Source organism: Streptomyces atroolivaceus, from assembly GCF_000717025.1.
In the GTDB taxonomy this organism is placed as follows: Bacteria; Actinomycetota; Actinomycetes; order Streptomycetales; family Streptomycetaceae; genus Streptomyces; species Streptomyces atroolivaceus.
Map to the genome: position 1 here is coordinate 236,290 of NZ_JNXG01000003.1, position 25,496 is coordinate 261,785.

At 72.3% G+C, this 25,496-nt stretch carries 21 protein-coding genes and 1 tRNA gene; 12 read left to right on the top strand and 10 right to left on the bottom strand.

Annotated features, from left to right (window positions below; genetic code table 11):
- The first annotated feature begins 86 nt into the window (after positions 1–86).
- Positions 87–1,187 carry an LLM class flavin-dependent oxidoreductase gene (locus OO67_RS10205; protein WP_033299077.1) on the top strand — a complete coding sequence of 367 codons (1,101 nt, stop codon included), beginning with the start codon at positions 87–89 and terminating at the stop codon, positions 1,185–1,187.
- A 31-nt stretch (positions 1,188–1,218) separates the two neighbouring features.
- Here the strand turns inward: OO67_RS10205 and OO67_RS10210 are convergent, their stop codons facing one another.
- Entirely contained in the window at positions 1,219–3,057 is a 1,839-nt protein-coding gene (locus tag OO67_RS10210; protein WP_033299078.1) for a putative bifunctional diguanylate cyclase/phosphodiesterase, read from the bottom strand.
- Positions 3,058–3,480: 423 nt separating this feature from the next.
- Here OO67_RS10210 and OO67_RS10215 point away from each other — a divergent pair, with 423 nt between their 5' ends.
- Entirely contained in the window at positions 3,481–4,722 is a 1,242-nt protein-coding gene (locus OO67_RS10215; RefSeq protein ID WP_033299079.1) for a M6 family metalloprotease domain-containing protein, read from the top strand.
- A 59-nt stretch (positions 4,723–4,781) separates the two neighbouring features.
- Here OO67_RS10215 and OO67_RS10220 read toward each other — a convergent pair.
- The 7 genes from OO67_RS10220 to OO67_RS10250 all read right to left on the bottom strand — a co-directional run bounded on the left by OO67_RS10220 (position 4,782) and on the right by OO67_RS10250 (position 11,086).
- Positions 4,782–4,855: transfer RNA gene (locus OO67_RS10220), tRNA-Lys, on the bottom strand.
- On the bottom strand, positions 4,846–5,544 hold the full coding sequence (locus tag OO67_RS35960; RefSeq protein WP_063746135.1) for a hypothetical protein: 699 nt from the start codon (positions 5,542–5,544) through the stop codon (positions 4,846–4,848). The genes OO67_RS10220 and OO67_RS35960 overlap by 10 nt, the downstream gene beginning before the upstream one ends.
- 151 nt (positions 5,545–5,695) lie before the next feature.
- Positions 5,696–6,037, bottom strand: coding sequence for a hypothetical protein (locus OO67_RS10230; protein WP_033299081.1), 342 nt, complete (start codon positions 6,035–6,037; stop codon positions 5,696–5,698).
- Between the two features lie 73 nt (positions 6,038–6,110).
- Positions 6,111–7,445 carry an AAA domain-containing protein gene (locus OO67_RS10235; protein ID WP_033299083.1) on the bottom strand — a complete coding sequence of 445 codons (1,335 nt, stop codon included), beginning with the start codon at positions 7,443–7,445 and terminating at the stop codon, positions 6,111–6,113.
- Positions 7,442–9,070 (bottom strand): hypothetical protein, encoded by a 1,629-nt coding sequence (locus OO67_RS10240; protein ID WP_033299084.1) that lies wholly within the window; start codon positions 9,068–9,070, stop codon positions 7,442–7,444. The genes OO67_RS10235 and OO67_RS10240 overlap by 4 nt, the downstream gene beginning before the upstream one ends.
- Complete coding sequence (locus OO67_RS10245; RefSeq protein WP_078597807.1) at positions 9,061–10,245, bottom strand: hypothetical protein; 1,185 nt, start codon at positions 10,243–10,245, stop codon at positions 9,061–9,063. Before OO67_RS10245 ends, OO67_RS10240 begins: the two co-directional genes overlap by 10 nt.
- Complete coding sequence (locus OO67_RS10250; protein ID WP_033299086.1) at positions 10,142–11,086, bottom strand: phosphatase PAP2 family protein; 945 nt, start codon at positions 11,084–11,086, stop codon at positions 10,142–10,144. The genes OO67_RS10245 and OO67_RS10250 overlap by 104 nt, the downstream gene beginning before the upstream one ends.
- Before the next feature lie 315 nt (positions 11,087–11,401).
- Here OO67_RS10250 and OO67_RS10255 point away from each other — a divergent pair, with 315 nt between their 5' ends.
- On the top strand, positions 11,402–11,998 hold the full coding sequence (locus OO67_RS10255; protein WP_033299088.1) for a histidine phosphatase family protein: 597 nt from the start codon (positions 11,402–11,404) through the stop codon (positions 11,996–11,998).
- 174 nt (positions 11,999–12,172) lie between these two features.
- On the opposite strand, the gene OO67_RS10260 is transcribed toward OO67_RS10255, so the two are convergent.
- Positions 12,173–13,528: an NsdA family TPR-like regulatory protein gene (locus OO67_RS10260; RefSeq protein WP_033299090.1), complete on the bottom strand. Its 1,356-nt coding sequence runs from the start codon at positions 13,526–13,528 to the stop codon at positions 12,173–12,175.
- Positions 13,529–13,781: 253 nt separating this feature from the next.
- Here OO67_RS10260 and OO67_RS10265 point away from each other — a divergent pair, with 253 nt between their 5' ends.
- Both OO67_RS10265 and OO67_RS10270 read left to right on the top strand, forming a co-directional pair.
- A complete protein-coding gene (locus OO67_RS10265; protein ID WP_244300114.1) occupies positions 13,782–14,144 on the top strand; it encodes a hypothetical protein in 363 nt (120 codons plus the stop codon).
- 86 nt (positions 14,145–14,230) lie between these two features.
- Positions 14,231–15,118 carry a spermidine synthase gene (locus tag OO67_RS10270; RefSeq protein WP_033299094.1) on the top strand — a complete coding sequence of 296 codons (888 nt, stop codon included), beginning with the start codon at positions 14,231–14,233 and terminating at the stop codon, positions 15,116–15,118.
- A 5-nt stretch (positions 15,119–15,123) separates the two neighbouring features.
- Here the strand turns inward: OO67_RS10270 and OO67_RS10275 are convergent, their stop codons facing one another.
- Positions 15,124–15,678 carry a hypothetical protein gene (locus tag OO67_RS10275; RefSeq protein WP_033299096.1) on the bottom strand — a complete coding sequence of 185 codons (555 nt, stop codon included), beginning with the start codon at positions 15,676–15,678 and terminating at the stop codon, positions 15,124–15,126.
- A gap of 77 nt (positions 15,679–15,755) precedes the next feature.
- Here OO67_RS10275 and OO67_RS10280 point away from each other — a divergent pair, with 77 nt between their 5' ends.
- The 7 genes from OO67_RS10280 (at position 15,756) to OO67_RS10310 (ending at position 25,313) form a co-directional block, all read left to right on the top strand.
- Entirely contained in the window at positions 15,756–16,466 is a 711-nt protein-coding gene (locus OO67_RS10280) for a response regulator transcription factor (protein ID WP_033299097.1), read from the top strand.
- On the top strand, positions 16,463–17,926 hold the full coding sequence (locus OO67_RS10285; RefSeq protein WP_033299102.1) for an ATP-binding protein: 1,464 nt from the start codon (positions 16,463–16,465) through the stop codon (positions 17,924–17,926). Before OO67_RS10280 ends, OO67_RS10285 begins: the two co-directional genes overlap by 4 nt.
- 130 nt (positions 17,927–18,056) lie before the next feature.
- Entirely contained in the window at positions 18,057–19,550 is a 1,494-nt protein-coding gene (locus OO67_RS10290; RefSeq protein WP_033299103.1) for a cellulose binding domain-containing protein, read from the top strand.
- Positions 19,551–20,247: 697 nt separating this feature from the next.
- On the top strand, positions 20,248–21,570 hold the full coding sequence (locus tag OO67_RS10295) for an ABC transporter substrate-binding protein (RefSeq protein ID WP_033299104.1): 1,323 nt from the start codon (positions 20,248–20,250) through the stop codon (positions 21,568–21,570).
- A gap of 162 nt (positions 21,571–21,732) precedes the next feature.
- The gene (locus OO67_RS10300; protein WP_033299105.1) at positions 21,733–22,731 is read left to right on the top strand and encodes a carbohydrate ABC transporter permease; all 999 of its coding nucleotides are present in this window, start codon (positions 21,733–21,735) and stop codon (positions 22,729–22,731) included.
- Between the two features lie 15 nt (positions 22,732–22,746).
- Positions 22,747–23,670 carry a carbohydrate ABC transporter permease gene (locus tag OO67_RS10305; protein ID WP_033299107.1) on the top strand — a complete coding sequence of 308 codons (924 nt, stop codon included), beginning with the start codon at positions 22,747–22,749 and terminating at the stop codon, positions 23,668–23,670.
- 185 nt (positions 23,671–23,855) lie between these two features.
- A complete protein-coding gene (locus tag OO67_RS10310) occupies positions 23,856–25,313 on the top strand; it encodes a GH1 family beta-glucosidase (RefSeq protein WP_033299109.1) in 1,458 nt (485 codons plus the stop codon).
- The last annotated feature ends 183 nt before the right edge of the window (positions 25,314–25,496 follow it).

Consider the following 25,496-nt stretch of genomic DNA (forward strand, 5'->3'; position numbering starts at 1 on the left):
GAGGGGTGCCGCCCGGGAATAAGCGGAGCCATCCTCCTGTTGGCACTCTCCGATACGCAGACGTAGCACCGGAGAGGCCGACACACGTGGACGAGAACCGAGGCGACCAGATTCGCGGTACGACGGGAGGCACGGCCTCCGTGCCGCTTTCCGTGCTCGACCTGGTGACCGTGGGCGTGGGCCGCACGGCGACCCAGGCCCTGCGCACCAGCGTGGACATCGCCAAGCTTGCCGAGAGCCGCGGCTTCCACCGCTACTGGGTCGCCGAACACCACTCCATGCCCGGTGTGGCCTCGTCGTCCCCCGCGGTGATCCTCGCGCACCTGGCCGCACACACGGAGCGCATCAGGCTCGGCTCCGGCGGAGTGATGCTGCCCAACCACGCCCCGCTGGTGATCGCCGAGCAGTTCGGCACCCTGGAGGCGATGGCCCCCGGCCGTGTCGACCTCGGCCTCGGCCGGGCCCCCGGAACCGACGGAGCGACCGCGGCGGCACTGCGCCGCACGGACCGGCTGAACGAGGGTGCCGACGACTTCCCGCAGCAGCTGGCCGAGCTGACCCGCTTCCTCGACGACGACTTCCCGGACGGGCATCCCTACGCCCGTATCCACGCCGTCCCCGGTCCCGTACAGGCCACGTCTCCCGGCGGCGTCCAGTCGCCCGCCCGTCCGCCCGTCTGGCTGCTGGGCTCCTCCGGCTTCAGCGCCCGGCTGGCCGGTGTCCTGGGCCTGCCCTTCGCCTTCGCCCACCACTTCTCGGCCCGGAACACCGTGCCCGCCCTGGACCTGTACAGGGAGTCCTTCAAGCCCTCGGCGGTGCTCGACGCGCCCTACGCCCTCATCGGGGTCGCGGCGCTGGCCGCCGACGACGAGCGCGAGGCCAGGCGCCAGGTGCTCACCGGCGCGCTGTCCATGGTCCGGCTGCGCACCGGGCGTCCCGGCCTGGTGCCCAGCCCCGAGGAGGCCGAGGCGTACGACTTCAGTCCCATGGAGCGCGAATTCGTCGACGGCTGGCTGAAGGACATCGTCCACGGCACCGCGGACGAGGTGCGCAGCGGTCTGGACGACCTCGCCAAGCGCACCGGCGCGGACGAACTGATGATCACGGCCAACGCGCACGGCGGAGAGGCCCGGCTGCGCTCGTACGAGCTCATCGCGGACGCGTACGGGCTGCCCAGGGCGGTCTGACCGCCGGTCAGCTCCCGAGGGCTGCCCCCGGTCAGCCCTCGGGTGGCCTGGTGCCGATCAGTTCGGCGATCCGCTCCGGGGCCACCGCACGTGAGTACAGCCACCCCTGCCCGGTGTCACACCCGATCCGGCGCAGCCGCTCCGCCTGGCCCGAGGTCTCCACGCACTCCGCGGTGACCGTCAGGCCCAGGCGGTGCGCCAGCTGCACCATCGCTTCGACGATCGTCTCGTCGGCCGGGCTGGGGTGCGCACCCTCCTCGTAGCGGAAGCCGCGCACGAAGGAACCGTCCAGCTTCAGCACGGATACGGGCAGCCGGCTCAGATAGGCGAGGTTGGAGTAACCCGTGCCGAAGTCGTCGATCGCGATACGGACCCCCATGTCGCTGAGCGCCTGGAGCACCCGCAAGGGCCGGCCGGACGAGCCCATGACCGCCGATTCGGTCAGCTCCAGTTGCAGCAGCCCGGGTTCCAGGCCCGTCTCGGCGAGGATCTGCGCCACGTCCGCGACCAGATCGGAGTCCCAGAGCTGCCGCACGGCGACGTTGACGCTGATGAACAGCGCGGGCTCGCCCGGGTGTTCCAGCTGCCAGCGCCGGGCCTGCAGGCAGGCGGTGCGCAGCACCCACCGGCCGAGCTGGACGATCGTGCCGTCCTCCTCGGCGATCGGGACGAACCGGCTCGGCGCCAGCAGGCCGAACCGCGGGTGATTCCAGCGGACCAGGGCCTCCACGCCTCGTACGACCTCGTCCGCCATCCCGACCAGCGGCTGGTACTCCAGGGTGAACTCCCCGCGTTCGACGGCCGGGCGGAGCGTGGAGGAGAGTGCCTGCCGGGTCATCCGGTGCGCGTTGCGCTCGGGGTCGAAGAGGGTCCAGCGGGACCTGCCGTCGGCCTTCGCCCAGTACAGGGTGGTGTCCGCGGCCTGCATCAGCGCGGTCGCCGACGTGCCGGCCGACGCCCGCTCCACCACCCCGATCGACGCGGAGACCGACAGGCGGTGCCCGGCGACCTCGAACGGCTGCTGGAGGGCGGTGAGCACCGAGCGGGCGAGGTCGGTGAGCTGTTGCGTACCCGACGAGTCCTCGACCAGGATCGCGAACTCGTCACCGCCGAGGCGCGCCACCAGGTGGCCGCCGGTGCGGTGGCCGTCGGCCTCGGCGCAGTCCGTGAGCCGTCCGGCGACGGCGGCGAGCAGCCGGTCGCCGGTGCGGTGCCCCAGGGTGTCGTTGACCGCCTTGAAGCCGTCGATGTCGAGGTAACAGAGGCCGATCCGGCCCTGCCGGGATGATGATCCGTCCGTGACCGGCGGGTTCTCCAGGGCGGTCGCGAGCCGCTCGAAGAACAGCGTGCGGTTGGGCAGCCGGGTCACGGGGTCGTGCATCCGCAGGTGGCGCAGCCGCTCCCGCAGCTCGCGCCGGTCACTGACGTCGGAGACGGACAGCAGCACACGGCCCGGACCGGTGTCCGGGCCGCCCATCGGCACGACGGTGACCTCGGCCCACATCGGCCGGCCGTCGGCGTGCTTGAGCCGCCGGGTGCACCGGAGCCGGGGGCGGGTGCCGCGCAGGACCTCGGTGTACGCGCGCCAGGTGGGCCCGTCCGAGGAGAGGCCGACGAGGTCGGCCGCGGGCTGTCCGGCCAGGTGCGAGGGGTCGGTGCCGAGCAGTCCGTCCAGGGCGCCGTTCGTCCTGACGACCTGGCCACGGTGGTCGACGACGGCCATGGGGAGGGCGGCCGCCGCGAACGCGGAGCGGTAGTCGTGCAGCTCGGAGACGCCCACCGTCCGATGATCACACTGCGTGATCTCTGATGGCCCGGCGCCGTGGGTCGTGCCGGCTCGGCCCGTCGGTCCTTCGGGGGTTCCGCTCACCGCTCGCTCCCGCTGTGCAGATTGTCGTGAACAGGTGTGGCCGGGCAGGGGCGTGGAGTGGTGCGCCGCGCGAGAGGCGGGAACCACACGGGAAAGCGAGGTGAAGCATAGAGGGTGGCGCGCCGGCCGTTCCAGCGCGCCCGCCGTTTCGGACACGCGGCACGCGCATGGCCCACGTCTGTCCCACGTCTGTCCCAAGGGTGGCGACCTCATGCCATTTTGGCTATTGATGATCACTTTTGAGCTGATCTGGTTGTTTAGGCCTCTCGGGTGAGCGAATGTGACTGTGTGTGAGGGGGATCATCCCTCTTCGGATGATCACTCCGCCGCCACTGACCCGTGTGGGGCATCACAACAGGACGTACGCCGCCGAAACGGCACAGGGTGAGGGGGAAGTCCCGCATTCGCCACCCGGAGGTAGATGTGCCGCGTCAGCACGGACCCGGGGGAGTGGAGAGGCCGAGTCTGCGCAGTGTGGCGGCTGCCCTCACCTCCCTCCTGGCGCTCGCCGCCACCGGACTCGTCGCCGGGCCCGCCGTGGCGTCCGCGCGCGACGCGGGACCGTGCGCCCTGCCCAGAACCGGAGCGCACCACTCGCTCGGCCTCGACACCTGGAACGACGCCTACCCCCGCCCCGACCGCACCCTCGACGCGGTCATGATCTTCCTCTCGTTCCCCGACTCCGACCCCGTCGTGTCTCCCGAGGTGCTCGCCGCCGACTACTTCCCCTCGACGACCCGCTTCTTCGAGCGCGCCTCGTACGGGAAGTTCACCCTGCGCGCCCACCCGCAGCCGCGGTGGACCCCCATGCCGCACCCGTCCACCCGGTACGGCATACAGCGCGACTGGAGCTCCGACCGCCGCAGCGCCTACCTCCGCGACGCCATCGAGGCCGCCGACGAACAGACCGACTTCTCCGCGTACGACATCGTCTACCTCGTCGCCGACCCGGACGCCCCCGGTGTCGACTCCGACGCCACCAAGGTCGTCAACTTCGACCGCCCCCTGCACGCCGACGACACCGACATCAGGCGCGTGGTCACCGTCTTCGAGGAGCACCCCCCGGACCGGAACGTCCTCGCCCACGAGACCGGACACGTCTTCGACCTGGCCGACCTCTACCACCGGCCGGAGGACGGGAAGGGCGACTGGGACACCTACGTCGGCGACTGGGACGTGATGGGCAGCCAGTTCGGACTCTCCCCCGACCTGTTCGGCTGGCACAAGTGGAAGCTCGGCTGGCTGGAGGGCGGGGAGGTCGTGTGCGTGCAGGGCGCCGCCGACCTCACCCTTCAACCCATGGCCGAGGTGCCCGTGCCGGGCGCGTCCATCGGCACCCGGCTCGCGGTCGTCAGGACCGGCGCGGACAGCGCGCTGGCCATCGAGGCCCGCAGCGCCACGGGCAACGACCGGACGACCTGTACCGAAGGTGTGCTCGTCTACCGCATCCGCAACGCCACACCGTCCGGCGGCGGTCCCGTCGAGGTGCTGGACACCCACCCCGGGTCCGAGGCCTGCTGGGACCGGTCGGTCTACCCGCCGCTCGCCGACGCACCGCTCCGGGAGGGCGAGCGCTACACCGTCCCCGGCGAGCGCATCCGCATCGACGTCGCCGACCGGACCCGGTCGGGAGCGTGGACCGTCCGGATCGCCACCGGCACCTGACCCGGGCACGCACACACGAAGAAGCCCCCTCGCTTCCGCGAGGGGGCTTCATCCGTCGGTGCGCCGTCAGGGACTCGAACCCCGGACCCGCTGATTAAGAGTCAGCTGCTCTAACCAACTGAGCTAACGGCGCCTGCTGACGTCGTAGACATTAGCACCCGGATCGGCGGGAGGAAAAATCGAATATCCGGTGGTCGACGGGGCTGCCGACCTGCCCACGCGGACACAGGCCCACAGCAGCACGTCCGGGCCCGGGAGCCAGGGACTGCGCGTGTCGGGAGCGACCAGCCAGCGGGGCCCGCCGGTGCCCGCGCCGCCGGTCAGGGGCGGGACGGTGACCGCGTCCCCGGTGCCGTGACAGAGCACCGGCGGCAGGGCGCCCTGGTGCCGGCGGGAGCCACCGGCGGAACCCGTGCCCCACTCCTCCCACGCCAGCAGGGACGGCAGTCGCTGGGCGGTGCCCGGGGAGGCGAACAGCAGCATCCGGCCCCGGTGGGTGGCCACCGGCCCCGATCCCGGACCCTCCGCCCAGAGCTGCTCCAGCATGCGCCTGCCGAAGAGGGCGGGCACGTTCACGACGTCGAACGAGGAGCCGCACGGCAGTACGCCGGGGGAGCAGGGCCGCGCCTCCCACTGCGAGAGCGTGCTGCGGGGGTGGGCCGACGCGCCCGCCAGCCACGCGGCCCCGGAAGCCGTGACCTGCGCGGCCCTGTCGTCGGCCCGGAGGCCGGCGCGGTCCCGCAGCAGGGCGAAGATGTCGACGTCGTGGCGCGGGGCGGCAGCGGTCTGCAGGGTCGTTTCGTCATTCAGCCATGCGCTCATGGAGTCATGTCTACCGGCAGTGACGCTCCTGTCTCACAGAGTTGCCGGAATGCCGGACAGGGCGCCCAGGACGGAGTATCTTGCCCGGCGGCATATGCCACGGGTGTACCCGCGGTGACGGAGGTGCGCCGGACGCCCGCCCGGCCGAGGGTCAGGGCGCGGGGTCGTTCAGCAGGGACCGGCCGAACTCGATCATCTTCTTCGCGTAGTCCTCGGTCCACTCCGCGCGCTCGGCTATGTCCGCGGGCGTGAGCCGGTCGAACCGGCGAGGATCGGCGAGCTGGGCGGCGGCCACGGCCTGGAACTCCACGGCCCGGTCGGTCGCCGCCCGGAAGGCGAGCGTCAGCTCCGTCGCGCGGGCCAGCAGGTCCTTCGGGTCCTCCATCGACTCCAGGTCGAAGAAGTGCTCCGGATCGGCTGCCGCCTCCGACGGCTCGAAGAGCAGCGGCGCCGGACGCAGCCGCTGCCGCTCGTTCCGCTCGGGTTGTGCCATGTGGTGTTCCTTCCTCGTACGGCCGGACGGCCACCTTCCATTGTCCAGCCCGCCGCAAGACCGCTTCCCAGGATCAGGGCGCCCAATGCACGCGATGCTCGGAGAGATGCGCCAGGACGGCGTGGTTCGCCTCCCAGCCGTCGGGGAACTTCACCGTCACGCCCAGCTGGACCGGCTCCGTCGACGGGTGCTCGTCCAGCAGGTCCGCCACCCCGGCGCGGCACACCACGACGCACGCGTGCCGGTGCCGGGAGGCCAGCACGCACAGACGGCCCGTCTCCAGATGGAAGGCCGTGGCGTCAGGGCGGCCCGACAGCGGATGCAGGACCACCGTCACGTCGAACTCGCGGCCCTGGAGCCGGTTCGCCGTGTCCACCGCCACGCCCGTCACACCGAGCTCCGCGAGCGCCGCCCGCACCGCGGCGGCCTGGTCGCGGTGGGCCGTGCCGACCGCGACCCGCTCCGCCGTCACCGGGACCGGCTCCGGGCCCCGCTCACTCGTCGCGGCGCCGCCCCGGTCGAGCAGGCGGCGGACCACCAGGGCCACCGCCCGGACCGCCTCGGGGTCCGTGCGCGGTGTGTGCCGGGCCGGGAGCTCCAGCAGCCCCCAGCCGGACTCCGCCGCCTCGTCCAGCACGCGGTCGGGGCCCGATCCGTCCGAAGGCACACCGAACGACAGCCGCCGCTCGCCGTGGTCCGTGCCGCTGCGGAACGGCGTGTACGGGTAGAACGCGTCCGAGACCAGCGGCGCCGCCGACGCCGGCAGCCGCCACGACACCGGCAGCCTGTGCTGCGGCAGCTCCGGATTGTGGGCGAGGAGAGTCGAGACGGCGCTCGCCGACGGGTCGTACGAGAGGCCGGCCCACTGGTCGGCCCCCACGATCGAGAACGGGTCCAGCTGGCCCGGATCCCCCACGAACAGCGCACGCTCGAACAGCCCGGCCACGGCCAGGAGGGCGTCCGACCGCATCTGGTAGGCCTCGTCGACGATCGCGTGCCCCCACGGCTCCACGTTCTTCACGTGTGCCCACTTGGCGGCCGTCGAGATGACGACGTCCAGGCCCGCCAGATCCGCCGCCTTCGCCGACTTCCGTACGTTGTCCAGGCCGTCCAGGACCTTGTCGTACGGATCGGAGTCGCTGCTGTGGAGCCGGCCCAACGGCAGCTCGGGGGCCTTCTCCGCCAGCCGCACCACCAGGTCGTCCACCTGGGCGTTGGTCTGTGCGACGACCATGAGGGGACGGCCCGCCGCGGCCAGCTCCAGCGCGGCGCGGACGACCAGCGTCGACTTCCCCGCGCCCGGCGGCGAATCCACCACGATGCCGCGCGCGGTGCCGTGCAAGGTGTCGCCGAGGATCGCGTCGGTCGCCCGCGCCGCCGCGGCACCCGGGTCGGGAACGGCTGTCACAGGATGTCCTCCGCGGTCACGGGATCGGGCTGCTCGGCATGTCCGCCGCCGGCGGCGCCCGGCGGGCCGCCATGGGTCCACGGGGTGTCCTCCGGATCAGGCAGCTTCGGGCCGCCCCGCTGGTCGTGCTCGAACAGGGTCCAGGCGATCCGGTCGCCGGGCTCGGGCACCGAGCCCGGCGCGGGCTCCTTGCTCCGCCCCATCCGGTCCGTGATCCGCAGGACGAGGTGGACCGTGCCTTCGGGCTCCGCGTGCCCGGCGTCCTCGGTCGCGTACCCCACGAACTCGGCCGTCTGCGGCCTGCCGTCCAGCGAGCGGTACACCTTGGTCCGCTCACCGAGGTGCGGGCGTTCGTCGGTCCGCACCGTGACCAGGGGACGCGGCGAGGGCCGCTTCGACTCGCTGTACGCCATCTCGACCTCCGTCACCTCCCCGATGAACGCCTCGCCCGCCAGCCTGCGCCCCGCCAGCACCAGCGGATCGTCCAGCGCCTCCTGGGCGTCCAGCTGCGCCTGGGCCGTCTCCCGCGCGGCCAGCTTCTGCGCGGCCGTCACCGCGTCGTCCCGGCGCGGCTGCGGTGGCTCGCCCGCCCGCACCCGGTCCCGGTGCGCGGTGAACGACCAGCGGTCCCTGGTCCAGCGGTCCTCGGCCCTCGTACCCTCCGGAAGCTCCCGCAGCAGGTCGATCCCCCGCCACACGGCGTCCCAGGTGGGGAGCAGCACGCCCGCGAGCAGTGACCTGATCTCCCGCTCGGCGCCGCTCAGCTCGCCGAGCCGGGTGTCGGCGTCGAGGGCGTCCTCCGCGGCGGCCAGCGCCGCGCGCGCCCGGTCGTACCGTTCGATCGCGGGCGCCAGCAGCCTGTTGTCGAACGCCGGGTCCGTCGCCGGCCCGGCCGGCGGGCACACCAGCTGGCCGTCACGGTCCCGCTCCAGCTCCGCCCGGAGTGCCGCCGCCGCACCGGGCTCCCCGTCCGGCGGGTCGACCCACGCGAGCAGCGCACCGAGGTGCTGGTCCTCCAGGCTGGACTGGCCCGTCGCCCAGTGGCGGTTCAGCAGGTCCGTCGCGGCGAGCAGCAGCGACGAACCCGGCACCCTGGCCCGCTCCCCGTAGTGCGTCATCCAGCGGCCGAGCAGGGGCACGCGGGCGGGGGCCGGATAGGGGGTGTCCGGGTCGTCCTCGGCGGTACGCCGGAACCGCATGGACCGCCCGAGCAGCCGCACGAAGTCGATTCCGGCCCTGCTCGGCACGATCAGCTGGGCCGCGTCCGCGCACAGCTCGACCTCGACCTTGACCTTCTTGCCGGTCCCGGGATCGACCTCGCTGCGCTCGGCGGGCTCGACGACATCGGCGTACGACTCGATGTGCGGCAGCACCGCCTCGGCCAGCTCGGCGAGGAACGCGAACCGCAGATCGCGGTCGCGCGGCTGGGCCACCGCCAGCAGGCGGGGCGCCGCACGGTCCGTGCCCACGAGCGCGCCGAGCGGGGCGCCCGCCTCACCGGCGGTCGTCAGCGGCACCAGCACGAGCGGCCCGTCGGTCAGATGGCGGTGCCGCACGGTCGCCAGCGGCTGGGCCCGCCCGCTGTCGACCGCCTCCAGCCGGGCCAGGGTGCTGATCAGTGACATGGGACGCCGCCGTCCACTCCGGCCAGGGCCTCGGCCCGCAGGGCGGCCGCCCTGCGCAGGGCCGCCACCGTCGGGTCGGCCGGGTCGCCCTCCTTGCCGGCCGCCGCGGCCAGCACCCCGGCGACCGTCGTCAGGCCTCCGAGCTCGCCCCGCACACTCCGGCCCAGCGCTTCCACCGCGCCCTCGGCGCGCGCCTTCGCCCGGCAGTGGAAGGCCAGCTCGCAGGCGGCGAGGCACTCGGGGGCGTAGGCCGCGGGGACCGACTCGACCGCGGTGCCGAGCTCCTCGGCGGAGCAGCCGGGGTCGAAGGTCGTGCCCTCGGGCAGGGCGTCCGCGATGTCCTCGACACGGGTCAGCCTGGTCAGCTGGCGGCTGGTGACGGCGCGCTGCTTGCGCACGTCCACCACCGAGGCGGTCGGGAGGTTGGAGAAGTCCTTCGGGCAGACCAGCAGGACCCTGTGCCCGACCTCCGCGCCCTCGGTCATCGCGGCGACCCGCTCCAGCGCCAGGACGTAGACGGCGGACTGGCGGGCCGCGGCACCGACCTTCGCGGCGTCCGCCGAACTGTCGATCATGGGGAAGGACTTGATCTCGACGACCGTCCAGGTGCCGTCGGGGTGCACCACCACGGCGTCCGGCTCCAGGTAGGCGGGCGAGCCCGCGACCTCCAGGGCCAGCATCGGATGGTCGAGCAGCGTCCAGCTGCCCGCCGCCGTGGCCTCGCGCAGCGCCAGCGCCGTACGCGCGGCGCGGCCCTCCGGGCCCGCGGCCGTCAGATCGGGCACCGCGGCCACAGCCGCCGCCTCGGCACCGCCGCCCAGTCGTTCGACGAGGAGGCGGAGCAGCTCCGTGCCGCCGTCGGCCTTGACCTTCGCCTCGAAGGCGTTGCCCCGCACGAACGCGAACTGGGACTGGCCGAACGCGGCGGGGGAACCCAGCGCCGTGGCCAGCACGGCCTTGTCGACGCCCGCGCCGTCGAGCAGGGCGCGCCGTCTGCATCCCGGGTTGGCCGCGAGCGCGGCCAGTGCGCGTGCGTCGAGCGGATGCGGCGCGACGGACGGACCGCGCAGTTCAGCGAGCCGCTGCCGGAGCGTCGTCGCTGGCCTCGGCTGCCGAGCGGGGTCTCGCGTCGCTGGAATCTGCGGAGGCGGTCCGCTGGCCGGGTATTCGCTCACCCGCGGAAGTCTTGCATCCGTCACTGACAATCGTGGATCTCGTGGGGGTGACTGTGGCGGGCACGCGTGCGAACACCGCCCTCACCCGGTCCTTGAAGCGGTCGGCGAGCCGCATGAACGGCCTGGTCAGGAGGGCCCCCAGGGCCATCACGGCGGCGCCGGCCACGGCGTCGAGGAAATAGTGGTTCGCCGTGCCCATCACGACGAGCACGGTGATCAGCGGATAGGCGACACCCGCTGCCCGGACGAGCGGGTGGCGGCCGTGGCGCCACAGCAGCACGCCGCACCACACCGCCCAGCCGACGTGCAGGCTCGGCATCGCCGCGTACTGGTTGGTCATCCCGCTGAGGCCGCGCGGGGCGCTCGCGCCCGCGCCCCACCAGCCGTACGCGCTGTACTGCGCCATGGTGTCGACGAAGCCGTGGTGGGCGTCGAGCAGCCGGGGCGGGCACGTCGGCATCAGCGTGAAGCCGACCAGCCCGAGGAGCGTGGAGGTCATCAGCCAGGTACGGGCCGCCCGGTAGGCGGCGGCACGGCGCCGGAAGATCCAGACCAGGACGGCCGGGGTGACCAGGTAGTGCAGGGAGGCGTACGCGAAGTCGGCGGGTATCCCGAGCGTGGGGTGGGCGGTGAGCAGCCGGTTGAGCGGGTGCTCGGCGTTGAGATGCAGCGCCTTCTCCAGGCGGAGTATCGCGAGACCGTTCTCCACGGCCGCCGGTATGTTCTCGTGGACCAGCAGCCGGCCCAGTGAGTACAGCCCGTACACCACCGCGATCAGAGGGAGCTCCGTCCACCAGCGGGGCCGGGGACCGGACGGTGTCGCGGCGGTGGCGTGCGGCATCCGGTAGCTCTCCCCAGGTTCATGCGGTCGTCGGCGGGCGTTCAACCGTACGGCGGTCGTATGCCCTGATTCCCCTTGGGGGCCGTCCCACGCGGCCGTCCCTGGTCATGCGCTGAGAGGGACGCGGACGCCGCCCCGCAGGTTGCCCGTGAAGCAGGTGGGAGATGATGGAGCAGGGCCTCCGCCCGCGCCGGTCTTCCAGCCGGCCGCCGGCGGCGCCGCCCCGTGACGCTGTCCCGGACACCGCTGTCCCGGACCCACCAGATCCTAGGGTCCTCAGATCTTCGGATCTCCGTATTTTTCAGGAGAGCCGTCATGGCACCGCGAATCCTGCTCGCCCGGCACGGCCAGACACAGTGGTCGGTCCAGGGCAATCACACCGGCAGGACCGACATCCCCCTCCTCGACACCGGCCGCGAGGGCGCCAAGCTGCTCGGCGAGCGGCTCCACCGGGAGCCCTGGGGAGGCCTGCCCGGCGTCGAGGTGCGGACCAGTCCGCTCGTCCGGGCCGCCGAGACCTGCGCGATCGCCGGTTTCGGTGAGCGGGCCCAGCCGTGGGACGCACTGATGGAGTGGGACTACGGGGACTACGAGGGCCTGACCCCGGCGCAGATCAAGGCGGATCGCCCCGACTGGCTCATCTGGCGCGACGGGGTCCCCGGGGGCGAGACCCTCGCCGGGCTCACGGCCCGGGCGGACGAGGTCGTCGAGTGGGCGCGGTCCGCCGACCGCGACGTGCTGGTCTTCGCCCACGGTCACATCCTGCGGGCGCTGGGGGCGCGGTGGCTGGGCGAGGACGTGTCGTTCGCCGCGCGGATCCGGCTGGAGCCGACGTCCTTGTCGGTGCTGGGGTGGGCGTACGGCCTCCCCGCGCTGGAACGCTGGAACGACACGGGCCACCTGGACCGCTGACCCGGGGTGCCCGAGCCCGGCCTCTCCGGGTCGGGCCGGCCCGAGCTGAAGAAGCCGGGCTCGGGCCCAGGGGCCAGGGGCCCGGTGGCGCCGGCCCGGGCCTGGACCAGCCGCCCGGGCCTGGACCAGCCGCCCGGGCCTGGACCAGCCGCCCGAGCTGGAGGCGCCGGAGCCTCAGGTGCCCGGCGGCAGCTCCTCGTAGCGGGCCAGGAGGGCCGTCACCTCCGGGCCGCCCCGCGGCCGGAGCACCCGTACGGCGCTCGCCAGCATCCCGCGGATCCGGGAGGACTGGACCCGGTCCAGCAGGTCCAGCACCTGGTGGCCCGCCGCCGCGGCCTCGTCGGCCGTGCCCGCCCGTGCCAGGTCACCGGCGAGCTGCGCGCGGTACAGCGCGAGGTTCCGGGTGAAGTGCGGATCCTGCAGCCGGGTCGCCCGCCGGGCATGCCGCGCCGCCCTCGGCCAGTCGCCCAGGGCCGACCAGCACTGGGCCTCCAGCAGCTCCAGCTCCGCCTCGCGGAAGAAGGTCATCCACTCCGGGTCCGCGTCGCTCGGCCCCTGGTCGAACGCCGTCTGCGCCCGCCCGATCGCCTGCTCGCACCCCGTGCGGTCCCCGAGCCACGCCCGCGCCCCCGCCTCCCGCAGCGCCAGCAGTGCCAGCAGCCGGGGCGAACCGAGCGGCCGGGCCGCACGCTGCCCGGCCTCCGCGGCGCGGACCGCCTCGCGGGCCCGCCCCGTGTCCCGGGCCAGGAACGAAGCGTTGCAGAACGCGTGCGCCTCCAGCGCGGCGTCCCCGGCCAGCCGCGCCGTCGCGAGCGCCTCCGCGTAATGGGAGCGAGCGTCGTCGAAGCGCCCCGAATCATGTGCCAGCCAGCCCACGGAGATCGCCAGCTCGCCGGCGCCCGCGTACAGCCGGTCCGTCGTGCTGCGCCGGGTGGTGGTCCCGGAGTCGAGCAGGGCGTACGCGGCACGGAGGGGCTGGGAGGCCCGCCGGTACAGGCCGTCCGCGCCGTGCCGGTCGTCCAGCAGCCGGATCTCGCGCACCGCCTTCTCCACGGCGCTCACCTCGGCCTCACCCACCCGGCGCTGCGCGGGTACGGCGAGGGGGCCCACGGCGGCGGAACGGCCGCCCAGGCCAAGGGACGCGGCCGCCACCGTGGTGGTGCCGCTGGTCATGAACACGCGACGCAGCACGTCGCACTCCTCGTGGATCTCGCTGTCGAGCGTGGGGGGTGTGGTGGGCGGGGGCAAGGGTGTCGTGCGGGCCCCCCGGCCGCGCACGCTCTCGCGGGCCGAGAAGCCCAGGTCCGCGAGGTCCGCCCCGGGGAACATGTGCAGGAACACCCGTTCGTACGCGTAGTTGGGGCAGCGGATCTCCCCGGACTCCACGCGTCCGATGTACCGGGCGTCGCACGCGACCTGTTCACCGATCTCGCGGGCGGCCCTGCGGACCGCGGCCGCGAACTCTCCCGCGGAGCGCTGTCCGCGCAGCCGACGGAAGACGAGGTTGGGAACTGCCCGTGTCGACACCATGGCGGGGCCCTCTCTGGTGCAGCCGGGCGCCTGCTTCCGGTGTCCCGGCGGAGCAAGAACGTACCTGCTGTAACGAGTCGCACACGCTGTGTTTACTGACAAACCGGGCATCTCGCCCGCAATCTGCCATGAACTGCCACCCTTTGCGGCGGCGTGCCGCCGTAGCCCTTGACGCCGTCGGCGCGTTGGTCCATGAGGAGACGGGGCGCGGCACCGTCTCGTCGAGACGAGAGGAGGGGTTCCCTTGCCTCACATGGGCCCGGAAACCACACCGTGCGATCTGGTGACCGTCCCGGCGCGTCAGGGCCTGGAGGCCGTCGACATCCTGCGCAGGGGATCGGACAGCGAGCCCGTCGGCCCCGTGCTGCACGACGGGGCCTGTGCCGTCCTCGGTTTCCTGGTGCCGCCCGGCACGGCGGAGGCCTGGGACGTGCCCGGCAGCGCCTGTACGCGGACGGACGGCCGCGGGCTGCGCATCCCCGCCGAGCCGCCGGTCGTCGGAGGGGGCTGGCTCCTGCCGCCCGTCGCGGAGGCGCCCGTCACGGATCCCGCCGTGCTCCGGGCCGCCCTCGACCAGGCCGCCCGGCTGATCGAGGCGGCCGACAACTGCCGCTGAGGCCATAATGGGCGGGTGGGCGGATCTCCCGCCCCCGCCGGTCCTCCCAGGTGACCGGCCCGGAACGGCAGCGAGGGCGAGCGCGCGTGGCACGGAGAGGCGCGGCCCGGGGCGCGAGCGACCGCAAGCGGCCGGAGCGTCAGCAGGAGCCCGTCTCCGCGACGGTGGACGGCGGTCTCGCCGAACTCGTGCCCGACCGTGAACGTCCGCGCGCCTGGACGCTGTTGCTGGACGGCGCGCCGCAGTCCCACGTGGACCTCGACGACCCTTCGTACCTCTCGTTCGCCTACCAGCGCAGGCTCGGCCACGTCATCGACCTCGCCGCGCCCCCCGGCCGTCCCCTCCAGGCGCTCCACCTCGGCGGCGGGGCCTTCACGCTCGCCCGGTACGTCGCCGCGAGCCGCCCCCGCTCCACCCAGCAGATCGTGGAGATCGACGCACCCCTCGTCCAACTGGTCCGCCGGGAGCTGCCCCTGGACCCGCAGGCCCGGATACGGGTCCGCTCGGCGGACGCCCGTGCCGGACTCGGGAAGATCCAGGACCGCTGGGCCGATCTCGTCATCGCCGACGTCTTCGGCGGGGCCCGCACGCCCGCGCATCTCACCTCCGCCGAATTCCTCGCCGAGGTGCGCCGGGTGCTCAAGCCCGGGGGCCAGTACGCCGCCAACCTCGCCGACGGGCCGCCGCTGGCGCACCTGCGCGGCCAGATAGCCACGGCCGCCTCCGTCTTCCCCGAGCTCGCCCTGGCCGCCGATCCGGTCGTCTGGCGAGGCCGCCGCTTCGGCAACGCGGTCCTGGTCGCCTCCGGCCTGCCGATCGCGGTCGCCGAGCTGACCCGGCGGGTCGCGGGCGACCCGCACCCCGGCCGCGTCGAGCACGGCCGGGCACTCGCCGACTTCACGGGAGGCGCCGCCGTCGTCACCGACGCGGGCGCCAGGCCGTCACCCGCCCCGCCGCCCGGAACCTTCACGTAGGCGGACTACTGGTCCACCGTCTCCACCATCGGCGGATGACCGTTCCAGGTGCAGAAGACGGAGACGGTCGCGCCGGCCCTGTCGCTGAAGTCCACCCGGATCCACTCCGGGTTCGTCCACACCTGCATCGACCAGTCCGGCTCCGGCGTCGCCGAGACCAGCTTCGCCGAGTCGTCCGCCAGCTCGAGGACGACCCGGCCGCCACGCGTCGGGTAACTCTTCACCTCGCCCGCCGCGGACGGGGGCGCCGAGGGCTTCGCCGGGCCGGGGCTCGCGGCAGGCGGGCGGGAGGACGGCTGACGGGACGGCCGGGGAGAACGCGAGGGGGCGGCACGGGAGGCGGTGGCACTCGGCGAGGCCGAGGGCAGGGCCCGGTGCGTCGAGGACGACAGCGGCTCGTCCGTGGCCTGTCCGCCCCGCGCCCCCACCGAGATCGGAACGGCGCGCGGAGGGTCGTACGCCGTCCCCGACATGACCGTGTGCACGCCCCACCACGACAGCGTGACCGCCGCACCCGTGGCGAGCGACCACGCGATCGCGTGTACGAGTCCTCGTTGCATCGGGCACATCCTGCACCACCCGGGCGGCCGTTGTCCTGGAGGGACCCCGTTGCTCCGTATGGGTTACGGTGCGGCTCATGCCAAGTGTGCTCGTGGTCGAGGACGACCAGTTCGTACGTTCCGCCCTCATCCGGCACCTGACCGAGGCCTCGCACACGGTACGGAGTGTCGGCACCGCGCTCGAAGCGCTGCGGGAGGTCGCCCACTTCCGGTTCGACGTCGTGGTCCTCGACCTCGGGCTGCCCGACCTCGACGGAGCCGAGGCGCTGAAGATGCTGCGCTCCATCACCGACGTACCCGTGATCATCGCGACCGCGCGGGACGACGAGGCCGAGATCGTCAGGCTGCTCAACGACGGCGCCGACGACTACCTGACCAAACCGTTCTCCGTGGAGCACCTCTCCGCCCGCATGGCGGCCGTGCTGCGCCGCACCCGCGGAGCCGGTGCCGGGGCACCGCCGCCACGCGTCCTCCAGGTCGGCGGACTCTCCATCGACCCGCTGCGCCGGCAGGCCGAACTCGACGGCACGGCACTGGACCTGACCCGCCGCGAATTCGACCTGCTGGCCTTCCTCGCGGGCCGGCCCGGCGTCGTCGTACCCCGCCGCGAGCTGCTGGCCGAGGTCTGGAAGCAGTCGTACGGAGACGACCAGACCATCGACGTCCACCTCTCCTGGCTGCGCCGCAAGCTGGGCGAGACGGCCGCACGGCCGCGCTACCTGCACACGCTGCGCGGAGTCGGGGTCAAGCTCGAACCACCGGCCACGGCCCCGGGACAGCCCGCATGAGATGGGCCCTGGTCAAGGTCTGCCTGGCCGTCACCGCCATGGTCGTGATCGCGTTCGCCGTACCGCTCGGGCTCGTCATCAAGGAGATGGCCCGCGACCGCGCGTTCTCCGACGCCGAGCGTCAGGCGGCCACGATCGGCCCCACCCTCACCATCACCACCGACCGTGAGGAGCTGACCAGGGCCGCCCTGTCCACCGAGCCCGGCGGCCGGGGACGGCTCGCGGTCCACGTCCCCGCCACCGAACCGGGCGGATCCCGCCTGGAGATCGGCACCCGGCGTGCCAGCCGCGCGGACCTGGAGACCGTCAGCACCTCGGGGCGCGCCTCCATCGCGGACGTGCCCGGCGGCTCCGCGCTGCTCCAGCCCACCGCCCTCGGCTCGGGAGGCATCGCGGTCGTCGAGGTGTTCGTGCCCGAGGACGAGGTCTCCAACGGCGTCGGCACGGCCTGGCTGGTGCTCGCCGGCGTGGGCATCGCGCTGATCGTCGGCTCCGTGGCCGTGGCCGACCGGCTGGGCGTACGGATGGTGGAGCCGGCCCAGCGACTGGCGGGCGCCGCCCAGGACCTGGGGGAGGGCCGGCTGGGGACCAGGGTCCCGGAGGAGGGGCCCACCGAACTCCGCTCCGCCGCCGTCGCGTTCAACTCCATGGCCGACCAGGTGGTCCAGCTCCTGGCCAACGAGCGCGAACTGGCCGCCGACCTCTCGCACCGGCTCCGCACCCCGCTGACCGTGCTCCGCCTCAACGCCGCCTCACTGGGCGAGGGCCCGGCCGCCGAGCAGACCAGGGCCGCCGTCGAACAGCTGGAGCACGAGGTCGACACCATCATCCGTACGGCACGGGAGCAGCGCCCGCAGACCCAGGGCGGGCAGACGGGCGCCGGAGCCGGATGCGACGCGTCCGAGGTCATCAGGGAACGCATGGGATTCTGGTCGGCGCTGGCCGAGGACGAGGGGCGCACGGTACGGCTGGCGGGCGTGGACCGCACGGTACGGATCCCCGTCGCAAGGCCCGAACTCGCCGCGGCTCTGGACGCCTTGCTCGGCAACGTCTTCCGGCACACCCCGGAGGGCACCGCCTTCGCCGTGGATGTGCACCACAGCGGCGACGCGGTGCTCGTGCTGGTCTCGGACGCCGGACCCGGCATACCCGACCCGGAATCCGCCCTGGCCCGGGGTGCCAGCGGACGGGACGGAGCGCGGGGCACGGTGGGATCGACCGGCCTCGGCCTCGACATCGTCCGCCGGGTCGCCGAATCCACCGGCGGCGACCTGCGCATCGGGCGGTCCGTCCTCGGCGGCACGGAGGTGCGGATCTGGATAGGGCTCGACGGCGGCCCGGCCGAACGTGCGCGGCGGGGACACCGGGTGGGGCGGCGCAGCGCCAGAAGGGGGCCACGGCGGCTCAAGGGGCGGAACGCGCTGTTCCGCGGCGCCCCGGGGGCCGGGCCGGATCTTTAACCGGCACCGATGCCCTCCTTAAGCAAACCCTAAGAACAGCAACTCATGTCCTGCAAGTGCCCTTTGCCCGGTTCGCGGCGGCTAGCGTGCAGACGCAATCACCCCCCGGCAGGACAGAGGCAGGAACGCGATGGCCACCAGCACGCACCGCCGCACGACGCGCACCCGCACGAAGGCGGCCGGCGCCCTCGTCGCCGCGGCGGTCGTGGGCGGCACCGTCTTCGCACTCACCGGAACGGCGCAGGCCGCGGCCGTCGGTGCGACGTACACGAGGGCCAGTGACTGGGCCGGCGGCTACACCGGGCAGTACGTCGTCTCGAACGACACCGGGACGGCCCGGTCGGGCTGGACACTCGAATTCGACCTGCCCGACGGTACGAGGATCGACTCGCTCTGGAACGGTGAGCACACCGTCAGCGGCAACCACGTCACCGTCAGGCCCGCGAGCTGGAACAAGGAGATCGCTCCGGGCGCGTCCGTGACGATCGGCTTCGTCACCACCTCCACCGGAGCCGCAGCCGACCCGGAGGACTGCCGCATCAACGACGCCGCGTGCTCCGCCGAGGGCGGCGCGACGCCCGAACCCGGGGGGCGCCCGACCGTGACCCCGGGGCCCACGTCGGCCCCGGAACCCACATCGGCTCCCACGTCGGCCCCGGAACCCACGGAGACGGCCGAGCCGACCCGGACACCGACGGCCGAGCCGTCCGGGACGCTGGGCGGTACGGCCGGCGGGGCCGGATTCGCCCCGTACGTCGACACGTCCCTCCATCCCGCCTACGACCTGCTGGACACCGCGTCGAAGACGGGGGTCAAGGAGTTCACCCTGGCGTTCATCACCTCGGGCGGCGGCTGCGCCCCGCTCTGGGGCGGGGTGACGGGACTCGCCGACGACAAGGTGGCCGCCCAGATCGCCGCGCTACGGGCCGAGGGCGGCGACGTACGGGTCTCCTTCGGCGGGGCGGCAGGCGCGGAACTGGCGCTGCACTGCTCCTCGGTGGACGAGCTCGCCGCGGCGTACGGCAAGGTCGTCGACACCTACGGACTCACCAAGGTCGACTTCGACGTCGAAGGCGGTGCGCTGCCCGACACCGCCGCCAACTCCCGCCGCTCGCAGGCCATCACCCAGCTCCAGAAGTCGCACCCCGGGCTGGACGTGTCCTTCACCCTGCCCGTGATGCCCGAGGGGCTGACCCAGCCGGGCGTGGACCTGATCGCGGATGCGAAGAAGAACGGCGTGGCGATCGAGGCGGTCAACATCATGGCGATGGACTACGGCCCCTCGTACAGCGGGGACATGGGCGATTACGCAGCCCAGGCGGCCACGGCCACGCAGGCCCAGCTCAAGGGTGTGCTCGGGCTCTCGGACGCGGCGGCCTGGAAGGCGGTCGCGGTCACCCCGATGATCGGCGTCAACGACGTCGTCACCGAGATCTTCACCGTCGAGGACGCCACGCAGCTGGTGGGGTTCGCGCAGGAGAAGGGCATCGGCCGGCTGGCCATGTGGTCCGGCACGCGGGACGTGCAGTGTGCGGGTGGCGCGAAGCCGGCCGCGGACGCGACCTGCAGCTCGATCCTCCAGGAGCCGCTGGCCTTCACCAAGGCGTTCGGCGCCTTCGGGTAGCCCCCGGCACCCCTTCCGCCACCACCTCGACCAGCGCGCCCCGGCCGGCCCCCCACACCCCCCACACCCGGCCGGGGCGCGCCCCCCCCACGCGGCCCCTCCGCGCACGCACACGGTGCGCGGAGGGGCCGGTCGTTCACGGCACCGGGGGAGGCGGAAGCGGAACCTCCCTGCCTCGCGGTGGAGTTCGGGGAAAGAACACGGAAACGCCCTGTGACCCCTCTGTGCCCCCTCGTGACGCCCTGCCCCGTTCATTTTCCGGCGGGCATCTCCGGGTGACGAGGGCGGTCCACGCCCTTTCGAGGGTGGCGCGGAAAATGGCGCCGTGAACCGCCCCTAGCCGGCGCCGGACGGGTAAAAAGCCGCCCAACACCCCACTGACCTGCGGGGATTGGGACTTCTGTCCACCCCGCATGCAGGGAGCGAAGACAAAGGCAAGCCCTCGGTCGGACACGTTCCCGTGACTTGCAGGACACGCTCGGGCAACGGAACCGTCTTCAACTCTTGACACCCACCCCTCCGAGGCAGCAACCTTCCGGCATCAGCGCATGGGAGCGCTCCCATTTCGAACGAGGTTTTTCGCTCGTACGGGGACGGCACCGCCCATGTCATCTCCGTACCACTGGCACCCGCACCCACCAGCGCGTATGCCGAGCAGATCGAACGCCAGTCCCACCCTGGAACAAGGAGTAGTGGAATGCGCATCACCCGCACCGTCGCAGGTCGAAGCCGCAGAACCGCCGTCATGGCTACCACGGGCCTCACGGCCACCGCCCTGCTGCTGACCGGCTGCGGCGATTCCGGATCGGATTCGGAAGGGGCCGACGCGAACGGGAACATCACCCTGACCGTCGCCGACTTCGGACAGTTCGGCTACAAGGAGGCGGGGCTCTTCGAGAAGTACCACGAGCTCCACCCGAACATCACGGTCAAGGCGAACACCGCAGCCGAAGAGCCGGTCTACTACACCAAGTTCCTCCAGCAGCTCAACACCGGCAGCGGCCTGGCCGACGTGCACGGCATCGAGGTCGGCCGTGCGAAGGAACTCGTCGACACGAAGGCGGACGCCTTCGCCGACCTGTCCAAGGTGATCGACACCGACCAGTGGGTGAACTGGAAGGCGCTGCAGGCGACCACCGACGACGGCAAGGTCATCGGCGCGGGCACCGACATCGGACCGATGTCCATCTGCTACCGCCGTGACCTGTTCGAGCAGGCCGGACTGCCCTCCGACCGCGAGGAAGTCGCCGCGAAGCTCGCCGGCGGCTGGGAGGACTACCTCAAGCTCGGTGAGGAGTACAAGAAGAAGGCTCCCAAGGGCACCTTCTTCATGGACTCCGCCAGTGCCATGTACAACGGCGTGGTGAGCTCCGGCTCTGAGCAGTACTACGCGAAGAACGGCGACCCGATCTACAAGGAGAGCGCCGGCGTCAAGGCGGGCTGGAAGCTCGCCTCCGAGGCGGTCGACAAGAAGCTGACCCAGGGCCTCGCGCAGTTCCAGGACCCGTGGAAGGCCGCTCTGCGCCAGGGCACCATGGCCACCGTGGCCTGTCCCGCGTGGATGGCCGCCCAGATAGCCACGTACTCCGGCGACAAGTACAAGGGCAAGTGGGACATCGCCCGCACCCCGGGTGAGACCGCGGCCAACTGGGGCGGTTCCTTCCTCTCCGTGCCCGCGAAGGGCAAGCACGTCAAGGAGGCCGGTGAGCTCGTCAAGTGGCTGACCGCGCCCGAGCAGCAGGCCGCCGTGTTCAAGGCCGCCGGTCTCTTCCCGTCGAACAAGGGCGCCTACGATCTCCCCGACGTGAAGACCGCCAAGCTCGAGTACTTCAACAACGCCCCCATCGGTGAGATCTACGCCGAAGAGGCGCAGATCATCCCGGCCGCGGTGCTCGGCCCGAAGGACGGCGTGATCAAGGACACCTTCTCCAAGCAGATCAACAACATGGAGCAGCGGGGCACCTCTCCGGATGACGCCTGGGACGCCGCCATCAAGGACATCGACAAGGTGGTCGGCTGATCTTCCACCGTGCGGCCGGCCGGGACCACGCGTCCCGGCCGGCCCGCACCGGTTCCGGCTCCCCGCCGGCACCGCGCACCTTCTCCGACACCCCGCCGGACCTGACCAGAGGACCGGCCTGCCCCTGAGGTGTCGGTACACCCCAGGGAAGGACTCCCACCTGTGGCAACCACGACCCCCACCCGGGACGCGCACGGCCGTCGGCCCGACCGCCGCGCTCCCAAGCCCATGACTCCCGGCCGCCAGGCATGGCGCAGCCGCCTCTGGCGATTCGACGACAAGGCGTCGCCGTACGCCTACATCGCGCCGTTCTTCCTCGTCTTCGGAGCCTTCGGGCTCTACCCGCTCGTCTACACCGGCTGGATCGCCCTGCACAAGGTGGAGATGACCGGCCTCGACCAGATGGAATGGGTCGGCTGGGAGAACTTCAGCACCATCCTGCAGGACTCCGAGTTCTGGACCGCGGTCACCAACACGTTCGTCATCGGCGTCATCTCGACCGTCCCGCAGCTGATGGTCGCGCTGGGCCTCGCCCACCTGCTGAACTACAAACTGCGGGCGAGCACCTTCTGGCGCACGGTGATCCTCACCCCGTACGCCACCTCGGTGGCCTCCGCGGCCCTCGTCTTCGCCCTGGTGTTCCGGGCCGACGGCGGACTGCTGAACTGGGTGCTCGGGTTCTTCGGCTTCGGCGAGACGAACTGGGTCAACGGCCACTGGACGTCCAACATCGCCATCGCCATCATCGTGATCTGGCGCTGGACGGGTTACAACACCCTGATCTACCTCGCCGCGATGCAGGCAGTGCCGTCCGATCTGTACGAGGCCGCCTCGCTCGACGGCGCCTCGCGCTGGCAGCAGTTCCGCAACGTGACGATCCCCGCGCTGCGGCCGACGATCCTCTTCACGATCGTCATCTCGACCATCGGTTCGATGCAGCTCTTCGGTGAACCCCTCCTGCTGGAGGGCGGTACCAACGGTGCGCAGGGCGGCACCGAGCACCAGTACGAGACGCTCAGCATCTACCTCTACAACTACGGCTGGAACCTCGGGCACCTCGGTACGGCCGCCGCGGTCGCCTGGGCCATGCTCGTCCTGCTGCTGCTCATTGCCGCGATCAACTGGCTCATCGGGCGCCTCGCGCGCAAGACCGCGGCCTGACGGGGAGCGATACACATGACCACCACCAACACCGTCACCGCTCCGGCCGACCGCCGCGTCTCCAAGGCCCCGGTATCCGACGGGCCTCCGCGACGCAGCCGCTTCAAGCCCGGCGCCGGCCGTCAGCACCACGCGGGCCCCTTCGCCTACTTCGCCCTCGTCATCGTCGGCATCGGCTCGCTGTTCCCGCTGTACTGGACGCTCGTGGCCGCGTCCCGTACCCAGGACGAGATCCTGGACACCACCCCGCCGCTCATCCCGGGCGGCAACCTGTTCCACAACCTCGAGGCGGCCTGGGAGCAGGCCAACCTCGGCAAGGCCATCGTCAACACGGTGATCGTGTCCTCCAGCATCACCCTGGCGACCCTGTTCTTCTGCACCCTGGCCGGGTACGCCTTCGCCAAGATGCGCTTCAGGGGCCGCGGCGCGCTGATGACCATGGTCATCGCCACGCTGACGATCCCCCCGCAGCTCAGTGTCGTCCCGCTGTTCATGATGATGTCGGACATCGGATGGGGCGGTCAGCTCGAGTCGGTGATCTTCCCGACCCTGGTCAGCGCGTTCGGTGTGTTCTTCATGCGCCAGTACCTCCTGGAGGCGCTGCCGTACGAGCTCATCGAGGCGGGCAGGGTGGACGGAGCGAACAACCTCCGGATCGTGTGGAGCATCGTGCTTCCTGTCGCCCGTCCGGCCATGATGGTGCTCGGCATGCTCACCTTCGTCCAGGCCTGGAACGACTTCTTCTGGCCCTACCTCGCACTGAACCAGCAGAACCCCACGCTCCAGGTGGCCCTCGGCCAGCTGAGCGCGGCCTATGTGCCCGACCAGAGCATCGTGATGGCGGGCGCGCTGATCAGCACCCTGCCGCTGCTCGTCGTCTTCGTGATCTTCGGCAAGCAGATCGTCGGGGGCATCATGTCCGGCGCCGTCAAGGGCTGACACGGCCCGCCGCACCTCCCGGTCCGATCCCGGCCCCGCTGTTCCCGGCTCGACACCGGCCCCGCTGTTCCGTCCCCGGTCGGCCTCCGGCCGTCCCGTACGGCCTGTACCTGACCACAGGCCGTACGGGGCCGGGGCGCACGCACTTCCTGTCCCTGTCCCTCCACCCATGGGAGCGCTCCCGCATGACTGCCGTACGACCCGACACCACCCCGAAGCAGGCGCCCGAGGCACAGTTCCCCACGGGCTTCATCTGGGGCGCGGCGACCGCCTCCTACCAGATCGAGGGTGCCGCCGCAGAGGGCGGCCGCACGCCGTCCATCTGGGACACCTTCAGCCGTACGCCCGGCAAGGTCCGCAACGGCGACACCGGCGACATCGCCGCCGACCACTACCACCGCTACCGCGACGACGTCGCCCTCATGAAGCAGCTCGGCCTCAAGGCGTACCGCTTCTCGGTCTCCTGGTCCCGGGTCCAGCCCACCGGCCGCGGCCCGGCCGTCGAGCGCGGCCTGGACTTCTACCGCAAGCTCGTGGACGAGCTGCTGGACGCCGGGATCATGCCCGTGGCCACGCTCTACCACTGGGACCTGCCCCAGGAGCTCGAGGACGCCGGCGGCTGGCCCGAGCGCGTGACCGCCGAGCGTTTCGCCGACTACGCCGCCATCGTCTCCGGCGCCCTCGGCGACCGCGTGGGCATGTGGACCACCCTCAACGAGCCGTGGTGCTCGGCCTACCTCGGTTACGGCTCCGGTGTGCACGCCCCCGGCCGCACCGAGCCCGCAGCCGCGCTGCAGGCGGCCCACCACCTCAACCTCGCCCATGGCCGGGCGATCGAGGTTCTGCGCGCCCAACTCCCCGCTGCCGCGCAGACCTCGGTCACCCTCAATCTCCACCAGGTCCGCCCGCTCACCGGCAGCGAGGCCGACGCGGACGCCGCTCGTCGCATCGACGCGGTCGGCAACCGCGTCTTCACCGGGCCGATGCTGCGCGGTGAGTACCCCGAGGACCTGATCACCGACACCTCGCACCTGGTGGACTGGTCGAAGCTGGTCCAGGACGGCGACCTCGCCACCATCTCGCGCCCCGTCGACGCCCTCGGCATCAACTACTACACGCCGACGCTGGTCTCCACCCCGGTGGAAGGGGCCAGCTACGCGCGCAGCGACGCCCACGGGACCAGCGCCTACTCCCCCTGGCCCGGTTCCGAGCACGTCGCCTTCCACCTCCGCGAGGGGAAGGCGCGCACCGCGATGGACTGGTCGATCGACCCCGACGGGCTCTACAACCTGCTCATGGACGTCACCAAGGACCACCCCGGTCTTCCGCTGATGGTCACCGAGAACGGTGCCGCGTTCGACGACTACGTCTCGCCCGAGGGCAAGGTCGAGGACCCCGAGCGGATCGCGTACCTGCACGGTCACCTCGACGCCGTGCAGCGGGCCGTCGCCGACGGCGCGGACGTCCGTGGCTACTTCCTCTGGTCCCTGATGGACAACTTCGAGTGGGCGTACGGCTATTCGAAGCGCTTCGGCGCGGTCTACGTCGACTACGCCTCCCAGCGCCGCATTCCCAAGGCGAGTGCCCACTGGTACTCCGACGTGATCCGCCGGCACGCACTGCCGCCGGGCGGCACCGTCTGACCTTCCTGAGGACGGACAGCGGGACCCGGCACACCGCCGGGTCCCGCTTTCCGTGCCCGCCCCATGTGTTCGTCATCCGGACCCCGTAGGCTTGGGAGCGCTCCCAAGAGTTGTGGCGCTGCAGAGAACCGGTGAGTCCGGACAAGTGTCAAGGGATCGGACGGTGGGACTTGGTTTGGCCAA

What these genes read in the sequence shown, in the direction of transcription:
- OO67_RS10255 (WP_033299088.1), top strand. Translation starts at nt 11,402, where the DNA reads ATGGCACCGCGAATCCTGCTCGCCCGGCACGGCCAGACACAGTGGTCG.
- OO67_RS10260 (WP_033299090.1), bottom strand. Translation starts at nt 13,528, where the DNA reads ATGGTGTCGACACGGGCAGTTCCCAACCTCGTCTTCCGTCGGCTGCGC.
- OO67_RS10310 (WP_033299109.1), top strand. Translation starts at nt 23,856, where the DNA reads ATGACTGCCGTACGACCCGACACCACCCCGAAGCAGGCGCCCGAGGCA.
- OO67_RS10265 (WP_244300114.1), top strand. Translation starts at nt 13,782, where the DNA reads ATGGGCCCGGAAACCACACCGTGCGATCTGGTGACCGTCCCGGCGCGT.
- OO67_RS10230 (WP_033299081.1), bottom strand. Translation starts at nt 6,037, where the DNA reads ATGGCACAACCCGAGCGGAACGAGCGGCAGCGGCTGCGTCCGGCGCCG.
- OO67_RS10295 (WP_033299104.1), top strand. Translation starts at nt 20,248, where the DNA reads ATGCGCATCACCCGCACCGTCGCAGGTCGAAGCCGCAGAACCGCCGTC.
- OO67_RS10280 (WP_033299097.1), top strand. Translation starts at nt 15,756, where the DNA reads ATGCCAAGTGTGCTCGTGGTCGAGGACGACCAGTTCGTACGTTCCGCC.
- OO67_RS35960 (WP_063746135.1), bottom strand. Translation starts at nt 5,544, where the DNA reads ATGAGCGCATGGCTGAATGACGAAACGACCCTGCAGACCGCTGCCGCC.
- OO67_RS10285 (WP_033299102.1), top strand. Translation starts at nt 16,463, where the DNA reads ATGAGATGGGCCCTGGTCAAGGTCTGCCTGGCCGTCACCGCCATGGTC.
- OO67_RS10290 (WP_033299103.1), top strand. Translation starts at nt 18,057, where the DNA reads ATGGCCACCAGCACGCACCGCCGCACGACGCGCACCCGCACGAAGGCG.
- OO67_RS10250 (WP_033299086.1), bottom strand. Translation starts at nt 11,086, where the DNA reads ATGCCGCACGCCACCGCCGCGACACCGTCCGGTCCCCGGCCCCGCTGG.
- OO67_RS10275 (WP_033299096.1), bottom strand. Translation starts at nt 15,678, where the DNA reads ATGCAACGAGGACTCGTACACGCGATCGCGTGGTCGCTCGCCACGGGT.
- OO67_RS10305 (WP_033299107.1), top strand. Translation starts at nt 22,747, where the DNA reads ATGACCACCACCAACACCGTCACCGCTCCGGCCGACCGCCGCGTCTCC.
- OO67_RS10240 (WP_033299084.1), bottom strand. Translation starts at nt 9,070, where the DNA reads ATGTCACTGATCAGCACCCTGGCCCGGCTGGAGGCGGTCGACAGCGGG.